This window comes from Streptomyces sp. NBC_01092 (assembly GCF_045039535.1).
Classification (GTDB): domain Bacteria; phylum Actinomycetota; class Actinomycetes; order Streptomycetales; family Streptomycetaceae; genus Streptomyces.
Genome location: NZ_CP108659.1, coordinates 2,233,616 through 2,244,778, shown reverse-complemented (window position 1 = coordinate 2,244,778; position 11,163 = coordinate 2,233,616). Strand labels below are relative to the sequence as shown.

The 11,163-nt window shown below is 69.4% G+C and carries 9 protein-coding genes and 1 pseudogene; 5 read left to right on the top strand and 5 right to left on the bottom strand.

From position 1 onward, the window contains the following. Positions 1–2: 2 nt before the first annotated feature. On the top strand, positions 3–1,028 hold the full coding sequence (sbnB, locus tag OG254_RS09930; protein ID WP_405579604.1) for a 2,3-diaminopropionate biosynthesis protein SbnB: 1,026 nt from the start codon (positions 3–5) through the stop codon (positions 1,026–1,028). Positions 1,029–1,110: 82 nt separating this feature from the next. Here sbnB and OG254_RS09925 read toward each other — a convergent pair whose 3' ends face one another. After that, on the bottom strand, positions 1,111–2,409 hold the full coding sequence (locus OG254_RS09925; RefSeq protein ID WP_405579601.1) for an MFS transporter: 1,299 nt from the start codon (positions 2,407–2,409) through the stop codon (positions 1,111–1,113). A gap of 25 nt (positions 2,410–2,434) precedes the next feature. Beyond that, a complete protein-coding gene (locus OG254_RS09920) occupies positions 2,435–4,558 on the bottom strand; it encodes a cytochrome P450 (protein ID WP_405579598.1) in 2,124 nt (707 codons plus the stop codon). Positions 4,559–4,586: 28 nt separating this feature from the next. On the opposite strand from OG254_RS09920, the gene OG254_RS09915 reads away from it, so the two are divergent. Next, the gene (locus OG254_RS09915) at positions 4,587–5,468 is read left to right on the top strand and encodes a thioesterase II family protein (protein WP_405579595.1); all 882 of its coding nucleotides are present in this window, start codon (positions 4,587–4,589) and stop codon (positions 5,466–5,468) included. On the opposite strand, the gene OG254_RS09910 is transcribed toward OG254_RS09915, so the two are convergent. The 3 genes from OG254_RS09910 to OG254_RS09900 form a co-directional block, all read right to left on the bottom strand. Next, positions 5,431–6,273: a leucyl/phenylalanyl-tRNA--protein transferase gene (locus OG254_RS09910; RefSeq protein ID WP_405579593.1), complete on the bottom strand. Its 843-nt coding sequence runs from the start codon at positions 6,271–6,273 to the stop codon at positions 5,431–5,433. The two genes, OG254_RS09915 and OG254_RS09910, sit on opposite strands and share 38 nt — an antisense overlap. After that, a complete protein-coding gene (locus tag OG254_RS09905; protein WP_405579590.1) occupies positions 6,266–8,101 on the bottom strand; it encodes a non-ribosomal peptide synthetase in 1,836 nt (611 codons plus the stop codon). The genes OG254_RS09910 and OG254_RS09905 overlap by 8 nt, the downstream gene beginning before the upstream one ends. 546 nt (positions 8,102–8,647) lie before the next feature. Then, the gene (locus OG254_RS09900; protein WP_405579587.1) at positions 8,648–9,337 is read right to left on the bottom strand and encodes a 4'-phosphopantetheinyl transferase family protein; all 690 of its coding nucleotides are present in this window, start codon (positions 9,335–9,337) and stop codon (positions 8,648–8,650) included. A gap of 323 nt (positions 9,338–9,660) precedes the next feature. Here OG254_RS09900 and infC point away from each other — a divergent pair. The 3 genes and pseudogenes from infC (at position 9,661) to rplT (ending at position 11,134) form a co-directional block, all read left to right on the top strand. Continuing rightward, positions 9,661–10,345, top strand: a pseudogene (infC, locus tag OG254_RS09895) (translation initiation factor IF-3). A 109-nt stretch (positions 10,346–10,454) separates the two neighbouring features. Continuing rightward, positions 10,455–10,649, top strand: a complete 195-nt coding sequence (rpmI, locus tag OG254_RS09890) for a 50S ribosomal protein L35 (protein ID WP_147997072.1) — start codon at positions 10,455–10,457, stop codon at positions 10,647–10,649. 101 nt (positions 10,650–10,750) lie between these two features. Then, positions 10,751–11,134 (top strand): 50S ribosomal protein L20, encoded by a 384-nt coding sequence (gene rplT, locus OG254_RS09885; protein ID WP_006141703.1) that lies wholly within the window; start codon positions 10,751–10,753, stop codon positions 11,132–11,134. Positions 11,135–11,163 lie beyond the last annotated feature (29 nt).

Below are 11,163 nucleotides of genomic sequence, written 5' to 3'. Positions count from 1 at the left end.
CCTTGAAGGCACCAGAGTTCCAGCTGATCGGCGCCCACGCGGTGGCGCGGGTGCTGCACGGCCGCCACGAGGACGTCATGGAGCTCGTCGCGCAGACGTACCGGCTGCACGGCGACGGGCGTACCACCAACCCGGACAGCTACTTCCTGCGCTTCCCCGAGCGGCCCGACGCGCGCATCATCGCCCTGCCGGCCCGTATCGCGGACGAGGACGAAGTCGCGGGCATCAAGTGGATCGCCAGCTTCCCCGGCAACCACGAGCACGGCGGGCTGCCCCGCGCGTCCGCCGTCGTGATCCTCAACGACATGGCCACCGGGTTCCCGCTCGCCTGCATCGAGGGATCCGCGATCAGCGCCAACCGGACCGCCGCCTCGGCCGCGCTCGCCGCCCGGCTGCTGCACTCCGACACGGCACCCGACGCGGTGGCCGTCATCGGTTCCGGCCCGATCGCCCGGCAGGTCGTGGAGTATCTGAGGCAGTCCGGCTGGAGGCCGGGGCGCTTCCGCGTCCACGACCTGGTCCCCGCCCGCGCCGAGGCGTTCCGCGACGAGCTGGGCGCTCTCGGGGTGAATGCCGAGGCTGTGACCACTTCGGCCGAGGACGCCGTCCGCGGCGCGGGTCTGGTCGTCCTTGCCACCACCGCCGCCGAGCCCTGGCTGGCGGATCCCGGGCTGCTGACGCCGGACCAGACCGTCCTCAACGTCTCGCTGCGCGACCTCGCCGTGCCCGTGATCCTCGCCGCCCAGAACGTGCTGGACGACGTCGAGCACTGCATGAAGGCCAACACCTCCCCGCACCTGGCCGAACAGGCCACAGGAGGCCGGGACTTCGTCGCCGGGACTGTGTCGGACCTGATCGAGGGCCGGATCGCGCCGGACCCGACGCGCCCGCGGATCTTCTCGCCGTTCGGCCTCGGCGTCCTGGACCTGGCGCTGGCCCGGTTCATCCACCACGAGGCGGGCCGCCTCGGGCTCGCCGTGGCGGCGGACGACTTCTTCGGACTGGGCACGGGAGCGTCGGCACCGTAGAGCATCCGGCCGGTCCGAAACGTCGGCGGCCCGCGCCCTCCTGGAGGGGGCGCGGGCCGCCGGCGTTTCGGACCCTCGTCGCTCAGGCGCCCGCCGGCTCCGTGGGCTTCTCGTCCGCCGGGGCGTCCGCCTCGGCCTCCACCGTGCGCAGTGTCCGCACCGGCGAGAAGAGCGGCCACAGACCGGCCAGCAGCAGGCCCACCGTCGAGACGACGATGGTCCCCGACAGGCCGACAGCGGACACCGTCGCCAGCGCGCCGCCGACCAGCGCACCGATCGGCTCCACGCCCCAGCCCATGAACCTGGCCGACGAGATGATCCGCCCCTGAAGATGCTCGGGAATCATCGTCTGGCGCATAGTGGCGACGCAGATGTGCATCACGACGATGCCGAACACCCACGAGAACTGCGAGATCCCGATCAGCGTCAGCGTCACCGGCAGGTCGAAGAGGTGCACGAAGCCGACCGGCAGCGCGGTGATTCCGGGCAGCACGTACCCCAGGATCACCGTCGGGCCGATCCCGAACCGGTTGATGATCCGCTGGTTGACCGCCGCGGCCGTCAGCCCGGCGACCCCGCCCAGCATGGTCATCACACCGAGCAGCGCGGGGCTGAACCCCACCACGCGCAGCGCGTACAGCATGTACGTCGCCATGAACATCGAGCAGAAGAAGTTGAAGAACACCGAGGTGACGGCGATCGGCCACTGGTAGCGGTCCCGGCGCAGCAGCCGCAGCCCGCTGCGGATGGCGGCCAGATGCGTCTCGTCGGCGCTGTCCGCGCCCCCGTTGTCCCGCGGATGCGCCTTGGGCAGGCCCAGCAGGGCCGCGCTGCTGACGACGTAGCTGACCGCGTCGATCAGCACCGCGATCGGGGCGCCCAGGGTCTGCACGAGCACACCCGCCAGACCGGGCCCGCCCACGTCGCCGACCGCCTCGCTGGCCTCCAGCCACGAGTTGGCGGGCCCCACTTTGTCCCGGCCCACCAGCCGGGGGACATAGGGCGTCATGGCGCTCTCGAAGAGCAGGGTGAGCGCGCTGATCAGATACGTCACCAGCGCAAGCAGCCACACGCTCAGAGCGTCCGCCCAGTACAGCAGCGGCACGGTGAGCAGCACCGCGAGGCGGGCCAGGTTGGCGATGTGCATCAGCCCGGTGCGCTCGTACTTGTCCGCGAACACACCGGCGGACAAGCCGAACGTGAGACTGGAGACGCCCGCCGCGGCGACCAGGAGACTCATCTCCCAGGGCGAGGCGTCGAGGTTGATGGCCGCCACCAGCGGCAGGGCGAACGTGGTGATCTGAGCACCGGTCAGCGAGATCGACTCGGCCGCCCAGATCCGGAAGAAGCCGGTGGAGGAGAGTACGGATTTCTTGCGCATGCGTCGGACGCGTCCTTCCGGTCCGTCAGCCGATCGTGACGGGCAGGGTCGAGTAACCGCGGAGGTTGAAGATCGGCCGGAGCTCGGGCTCACCGGCCAAGGACAGGCGGGGGAAGCGGCTGAACAACGAGCGGAAGACGATCGAGGCCTCCAGACGCGCCAGCGACGCGCCCAGGCAGTAGTGGATGCCCCCGCCGAACGTCATGTTCTTCGGTCCCACCCGGTCGACACGGAACCGGTCGGGCGTCTCGAAGTGTCCGGGATCGCGGTTGGCCGCGCCCATGAACACCACCACCGGCGTGCCCTGGTCGACGGGTATCCCACCGAGCTCGGTGTCTCGCACGGCGTGCCGGATGGTGGCCTGCACGGGGGACTGGAAACGCAGCGTCTCCTCGACGGCGGCGCCCACCAGGTCGGGGTCGGCGCGCAGCAGCGCCAACTGGTCCGGACGGCGCAGCAGTTCGACCACGCCGTTGGTCAGCAGGTTGACCGTCGTCTCGAAGCCCGCGATGAACAACAGCAGGATGATCTGTAGGAGTTCGTCGCCGGACAGGGTGCCCGTGCCGTCGTGCGAGGCGAGCAGCGCCGAGATCATGTCGTTCCGAGGTGCCTTGCGCCGTTCCTCGACCAGCGCCTCGAAGTACGGAGTGAGCGTGTTGATCGCCTCGTCGGAGCGCTTGTAGTCGTCGTCGGAGGTGAAGATGTCGAAGACCACGGAGACTGCGGCGGTCGACCAGCGCAGCCACTCCCAGTCGGCAGGCGGCACCCCGAGCATCTCCCCGATGACCGCCACCGGCAGCGGGTACGCGAGGACCTCGTGCAGATCCACGGTCGCGCCTGACGCCCCGCGCTCGGCCAGCTCGTCGAGCCGCGCCGTGACCAGCTCCTCGATCCGGTTGCCGAGTGCCTGGACACGGCGCTGAACGAACGCGCCGTTCACCAGCCGGCGCAGCCGGGTGTGATCCGGCGGATTGCGGTGCAGCAGAGACTCGCCCATCACCACGTTGGTGGGGCTGGAGCGCCACTGCGGGTCGTGCACATCCATCCACCCCGCGTCCTCGACCGCGAGATCACCGGACCGCAGTGCCTGCCCCGCCGCGGTGTACCCGGTGACGAGCACCTGCCCGTAGGAGGTGCGGTACACCGGTGCCTTGGTGCGCAGCCGGTCGTAGCAGGGGTACGGGTCGGCGAGTCCGACAGGCGTCTGCAGTTCAAGGAAGGCGGCGTCGGCGGCGGCGCTCGTGGCAGCGGAAGTCCTGGCGTCCCGCAAGGTACCGGAGAGGGGAGGGGCGGACGTCGGCCCGTCGGCCGGCCGCTCGGTGCGGGGCGCCGGGGACCCCCCGGTGAGATGCGCCCGGGCCAGGTCGGCGACCGTGTCGACCGTGCCCGCGGCCATCATGCCGTAGTGGTCACCGGGCACGACCCGGTCGGTGAGGGATCCGCGCACGACCTCCCGCCAGCGGGTCAGCGACAGCGCGTCGTCGGCGGCGCGGATCATCAGGACGTCCGCGTCCAGTGGGGCCGGGCGATAGCTGGTGGCTGCGAGCAGGTTCTGCCGGAAGACGACGAAACGGCGCCGGAAGTCGTCCAGCAGGCCCTGCGGCGGCGTGCCCTCGGCGAGGCCCAGCCGCTGGAGCAGAAGAGTGAGAGAGGCGTCCATCGACAGGCCCGGCGGCCAGGAGCCGAGGCTCATGCCGAGCGACCCGAGTGTGTCCTCGGCGAACCACTCCAGACACTCGCTCTCCGAGGGCCGGGAGGCGAAGGGCTCCGGGAACTCACTGTCCGCCATGACGAGCCGGACGCGGTGTCCGCGCAGGGTCAGACGCCGGGCCATCTCGTAGGCGACGACTCCGCCCATGGACCAGCCGAACAGGCAAACGGACTCGGGCAGCGACTCGGCTTTCAGGCCCGCCAGATACGCCTCGGCCATTTCCTCGACGGATTCATGCGGAGCCGCTCCCTCCGTCAGACCCGCAGATTGCAGGGCTATGACGGTGAACGCATCCCGCCATTTGGCTGCGAGAAGTCCGTACACGGACGCGCTGCCGCTCACCGCATGCGGGCAGAGAACGACGGGAAAGGCAGTGCTGGAGTCGCTCTGGGTGGGCGACAGAGGGACGGCAAGAGGATGGTCTGGTGCTGCCCGCACGGAATGATCCCTTCAGACGCTGCGGAAGATGGAGGTGGCAAGCAAATCGGGCCGCATGGTTGTATGGACCCCGTCAGTGGCTGGGCGGGGTTTGCCGGCCAGGCCGTACTGGCGGGAAAGCGGAATTGAAAGGGAGTGCAAAATGCGACCTACAGGTGCGGTCGACACGGACCGTCGGCTTTGTGTCGTGCATGGTCCGGTCGAGCCCCGGGTGCGGCTGGTCTGCTTTCCGCACGCCGGAGGAAGTACCTCCTTCTACCGGCCGTGGCGCGCGTTGATACCGGACCATGTCGAACTGGTCGTGGCGCGTTATCCCGGCGGTATCGAGCGCATCACCGAGCAGCCCGCCGCGGATGTCGAGCAGCTGGCCGACGCTGCGGTTCAGGCCCTGGACGACCGTCCCGACCTGCCGTTCGTGCTGTTCGGGCACAGCCTCGGCGCCCTGGTGGCGTACGAGGTCGCGCTGCGGACAGTTTCCGCGGGCCGACCGCCCGCTCATGTCTTCGTGTCCGGCAGCGCGGCGCCGCACACCGTCCGGGCCGGCACGGTGTGGACCCGCGACGACGACGAATTCTGGGCGGCCGTGCACGCCCTCGGTGGAATGGATGACGCGATCCTGGAAAGCCAGGACCTGCGCGAGATCATCCTTCCCGGACTGCGCTCGGATTTCCGCATCTCGGAGACGTACGGCCCGCGTGAGGTGACTCCGGTGGATTGTCCGGTCACCGCGCTCGGCGGAGCGTCCGACCTGAGCGTGCACCTTGATGCCGTGCATTCCTGGGCGGACGTGGCGACTGCCGGATTCGCCGCCCGCTTCTTCTCGGGTGGGCATTTCTTCGTGGCGGATGAAATGAACTCCGTGGTGCAGCTCATCACGTCGCATTTGCCTCATTCGCAAGATACTCGATGAGGTTCTGCGACAGTGTGCGCGGCTCGGCCGCGAAAGTACCCCGAACGTCTCCGAGGAGCCCGAGGTAGAATTCACGGTCGAAAATCCTCGCGCCCATCCTGCGTTTGTGTTCGGCGTCGATCTGAAGGTCGATGAATTCGATTCCGGCGGCGCGGGAACGCAGGGTGAGGTCGAGATAGAGCGCTTTGAGTCCCTGGTCCTCGGACTGGAAGGCCGAGTCGACAACGAAGACGCGCGGGAGGGCGTACCCGAACAGACCGGCGACGAGCGCGCCGTCACGCCGGATCTCCAGGCTGTGCACCGCCCCGGCGTCGTGCAGTTTCCGCAGACCGGCCACCAGTGGATCAGTCAGCCACACCGGCTCGCGGTCCTTACGGCACCGCTCGACCACTTCGTCGAAGGCGCTGTCGACAGTGCTCGTGAGTTCCGGGTACCGCCGGTGGTACTTGGCACCGTGGCGACCGAGCCGGAACCCGTCCACCGGTAGGAGCGCGCGCTGGGCGGGCGCCCACCACAGCACCTCGTAGGGGTCGGCACCGTTTGGTCCGGGCAGGACGGGGATGGCGCCACTCGTCACATCGGGCTCGTAGATCTCCCGGTTCAGCCACGCCTGTTCGGCGTCCTGTGTCGGCTGGCAGAAGACCCCCAGGCGATAGGCCGCCAACAGGGTTCCGGGTGCGACGTCACCGCCGACGGCCACCGGCACCGGCCCCCCAATTCCCGGCCGCACCCCCTCCCAGGCACTGACGTCCTTCCAGGCAGCGGCATCCATCCAGACCGTGTCATCGCGGCCGGGGTCAGCCATCGGAACCCGCAGCCTCCCGCAGGGCGTCGATGCGTTCACTGCACCGACGCAGCGTGGGAGCGCCGAAGAACTGGGTCATCGCCATCTCGACACCCAGCTCACGGCGTACGCGCAGCACGAACTTCACGGCCCGCAGGGAGTTGCCCCCGATCGCGAAGAAGTCGTCGTCGGGAGCCACCGAATCCACGCCGAGCAGCTCGCGCCAGAACCGGGCGACCGCGTCCCGCACCGTCTCCGGGGACGGGCCGGCCGAGTCGGAGGAGCCCTCGGCGGCCCGTTCGCGCTCGGCGAGGATCTCGTCCCGCACGGCCCGGGCGTCCGTCTTGCCTGTCGCGGCGAGCGGCAGACTCGCCCGCACATGCAGCCGCGGGCGCATGTGACGCGCCAGCGTGTCGGCGAGCTCGCGCGTGATGGTGGCCGGCGACCCGACGGCGTCCGCGGCCGGGTCCAGCACCACCGCGGCATGCAGCGTGGTCGAGCCGTCGGGCTCCGTCACCGCGAAGGCGCAGCACTGGTTCACGTACGGGGCACGGCCGACGGCCGCCTCCACCTCCCCCAGCTCCACTCGGAAACCGTCGATCTGCACCTGGCCGTCGAGCCGGCCCACACAGTGGATGACCCCGTCCGAGTCGACGTGGCCGCTGTCGCCGGTGAGGTAGGTCCGCTCGCCCTCCACACGGACGAATCGCTCGTTCGTCAGGGCCTCGTTGCCGAGGTAGGCATCGGCCAACTGCGGTCCCGACACGGCGATCTGCCCGGTCGTACCGGCCGGTGTTTCACGCAGGTCCGGGCCGAGAATCCGCACGGTGTTCCCCGGCAGCGGACGCCCGATGACCGGCTCGTCGCCGCACGCCGACAGCTCCGCCCAGGTGACGTCGACCGTGCACTCGGACGGGCCGTAGAGATTGAGGACCCGGGTGCCGCGCAGCTCGCGCAGCCTGGACCACAGGGCGGCGGGCACCGCCTCACCGCCCAGGATCAGTACACTCAGCCGCTCCAGCGCAGCGACGTGGCCAGCCGTCACCAGCGCGGTGATCTGGGTGGGCGTGGCGTCCAGGACCTCCACGTCCGCGACGGTGATCCACTCGGCCAGGGCCTCGGGGTTGCGCCGGACCCGGGGCCGGGCGACGACCAGGGTCCGGCCGTGAGCCAGGGCGGCCAGGTCCGCGTAGACGGCGTCGGCCGAGGCCGGGTTGTTCAGGGAGAAACGGCGACAGCCGGCGGCGACGTCACCGAAAAGCACCTCACCGTGCGCGGCGGTCATCGCGGCGAACGCGCCGTGTGAGACCACGACCGCGTTCGGCGTTCCGGTCGAGCCGGAGGTGAAGACGAGGTAGGCCGGGTCGCGGGGGAGCGGCCGAGGCAACGCGTCGGGCGAGGCGGGCTGCCACGGCTCGGTGTGCGAAGCGGGCGTCCATTCCATCAGGACCGGCGCCGCGTCGCCCAGCCCGGCGGCGGCCTCGGCCAGCAGGGGGGCGGTCTCCTTGTCGGTGACGACGACCGTCGCGGCAGCCCCGGCCAGCCGGGCCGCCAGCTGCGGCCTCGGCAGGGCGGCGTCCATGAGCAGGACGGTGCCCCCTGCGCCGTACACCCCGAGCACCGCCGTCGGCAGCAGCGTTCCGTACCCGACGGCGACGGCCACCGGGCTGCCCGGCGCGACGCCCAGTTCCCCCAGCCGCTGCGCCAGCCCGCGTGCGGCGGTCATCAATTCCCGATACGACAATTCCTGTGCACCGTCGACGACGGCGGTCGCGTTGGGAGTGAGCCGGGCGTGTTTTTCCACCAGCTCGGGCCAGGAGGGTATGACTCTCCCCTGATTATCAGGCATAAATCCCCCGCAGCCCCGTTTCCGGAGGCCCCGTAAATATGCCGCCTGTAGCGGCACAGCAAAATGGTCTGCGCAGGAAGCTATCAGCCAAGGTTGGGCTGGGCAAGGGACAGCCTTGACTGCGATGTGACCCATCTCACGTGCTCAAAGGGGTCATAGTGGAGTAATGGCCGGCTAATTAATCCGTGATTGCTGTATCCGTTGTGCCCGTGTATGGGGTCGAACTGGGGGACTCCGACCAGGGGTTGGATGCGCTGGACGTGGCGATCCCCTGAAAGCGGCATCTGTGCGACGGAGGATGCGTGAAGCAAATCCGGAATTCCAAACTCGACCCGGCGTCACCTGTGCAGGGTCACCGGAAAATGTCAGTCGACTCCCTTTCGGTACCGCCCGCCCGCCTTCTGTGCCACCCACTCGCGCCGAATTCGCACCCCCATGGCCGCCCCGCACGGTCCGTCCCCACGCCGCCGGCCCCCGGTCGCGACGCGGTCAATTGCCGGCTGCGCTGTCACCGTTCACCGCGAAAACCGCCGCGCCGGTCCCTGGCTAGGAAAGGGTCCGGACGGATACGTCCCCTTCCCGCGCCATGGACGCAGCCGGGCGGCTGACGGCCACGGTCGTGTCGGGCAGCGGCGGCGGGTTCTCCACCGTCCACAGCCGCGCCGGACTCGACGTCGTGTCCCGCACGCTGCCGCGCTCGGCCTCGGGCGCGGTGTCCCAGCGGCGCAGGTCGACGCTCACGCCCACTCCCACCGCCTTCAGCACCGCCTCCTTGCGGGTCCAGCAGCGGTAGAAGCCGAGCAACCTCTCCCGGGGCTCCGTGAGCCCGTCCAGCCAGGCGACCTCCGCCGGGGCGAGGGCGCTGCGGCTCAGGCTGGGCAGGTCGACCGGCCGGTGCGTCTCGACGTCCACCCCGACGGCGGCCGTGCTCACCGCCAGGGCGCCGTAGCCCTCCGAACGGCTCATGCTGATCCACAGGGACGTCTCGGGCCACACCACACGCGGCGGCCCGTGGCCGGCGTCCCCGCAGCCGGGGCAGGGGTGGTTGCCCAGCACGATGTCGCCGCCGGGCACACCGAGCAGGTCCGCGAGGATCGTCCGCACCGCCACCCGCGCCGCCGTGAAGTGCGCCCCGAGCGGCTCCCGCAGGGCCGCGGCCCGCCGTCGCTCCTCCTCGCTGAGTACGTCACGATGGAGGACGTCCTCGGCGGACCAGAGCCAGATCGACGTGGGCATGCGGCCGACCCTAACCGCGCGGTTAGCGGTCCTTGCAGAATTTGGTACGCTGGTTCTCGACCGGTCGGTCATGTACCGACCCACAAGTGGAGGCTCCGATCTCCCACCTGACCGTCCCCCGGGACGGCGGGTCACCCCGGTCAGGCGGCCACCATCGTTCCGTACGGACGATGGAGTCGCCCGAAATCGCGCCCCGCGATCATTGCGGCGGTGCTCCGGCAGTGCTTTGGAGCCCCGTCTTGTGATCGTCCGGGGCATTTTTTGTGCTTCGGCGCGGTTAGGTCTGTCGAAAAGAGACAAACGCGGCCGTCCGCCAGATGGCCGTGTGGTGCTAACCGAGGAGGATCCATCAGCGCCGAGCCCCGCATCAACGACCGGATTCGCGTTCCCGAGGTGCGACTTGTCGGTCCCAGTGGCGAGCAGGTGGGCATTGTCCCGCTGGCCAAGGCACTGGAGCTTGCGCAGGAGTACGACCTGGACCTGGTCGAGGTCGCGGCGAACGCCCGTCCGCCCGTGTGCAAGCTCATGGACTACGGGAAGTTCAAGTACGAGTCGGCCATGAAGGCCCGTGAGGCGCGCAAGAACCAGGCGCACACGGTCATCAAGGAGATGAAGCTCCGGCCGAAGATCGACCCGCACGACTATGACACCAAGAAGGGTCACGTCGTCCGGTTCCTCAAGCAGGGCGACAAGGTCAAGATCACGATCATGTTCCGTGGTCGCGAGCAGTCCCGGCCGGAGCTCGGCTACCGACTGCTGCAGCGGCTCGCGGAGGACGTCCAGGAGCTTGGGTTCGTCGAGTCGAACCCGAAGCAGGACGGCCGAAACATGATCATGGTTCTCGGTCCGCACAAGAAGAAGACCGAGGCGATGGCCGAGGCCCGCCAGGCGCAGGAAGCCCGCAAGGCCGAAGCGAAGGCCAACCCCGGCAAGTCGCAGAACGCCGCGGAGTCCGACCACGAAGTGGACGACGTCGAGGCCCCTGCCGAGGCTTCCGCCGAGGCGTGATCCCAGGGACGCGAGTCCCCAGGATGTAACCGAAACAAGAGCGACGCTCCACCGTGCCCGGTTTCACGACCGGGCACCGGAGCGCCACCCATGAGGAGAGAACGGCGCTATGCCGAAGAACAAGACGCACAGCGGTGCCAAGAAGCGCTTCCGGGTGACCGGCTCCGGCAAGGTGCTCCGCCAGCGGGCGAACCGTCGCCACTACCTGGAGCACAAGTCGTCGACGCTGACGCGCCGCCTCGCCGGCACCGTCGAGGTCGCCTCCGGCGACGCCGCCAAGGTCAAGAAGCTTCTCGGTCGATAGTCGGTTCGTCCCGCGAGTCGCGGGGCACCGCACGAAGGCACCGAAACCAAGCCGTTCTCGGGTCACGTCACCACACGGGCCCGGCTACAAGGAGTTAACAAGTGGCACGCGTCAAGCGGGCAGTCAACGCCCACAAGAAGCGCCGGGCGATCCTCGAGCAGGCCTCCGGCTACCGCGGTCAGCGCTCTCGCCTGTACCGCAAGGCCAAGGAGCAGGTCACCCACTCGCTGGTCTACAACTACAACGACCGCAAGAAGCGCAAGGGTGACTTCCGCCAGCTGTGGATCCAGCGCATCAACGCCGCTGCCCGCGCCAACGGCATCACGTACAACCGTTTCATCCAGGGTCTGAAGGCCGCCAACGTCGAGGTGGACCGCAAGATCCTCGCCGAGCTGGCCGTCAACGACGCGAACGCGTTCGCCGCGCTCGTCGAGGTCGCCCAGAAGGCGCTGCCGAGCGACGTCAACGCCCCGAAGGCGGCGTGACGCTGCGACGGCTCCAGCCGACGTGACTG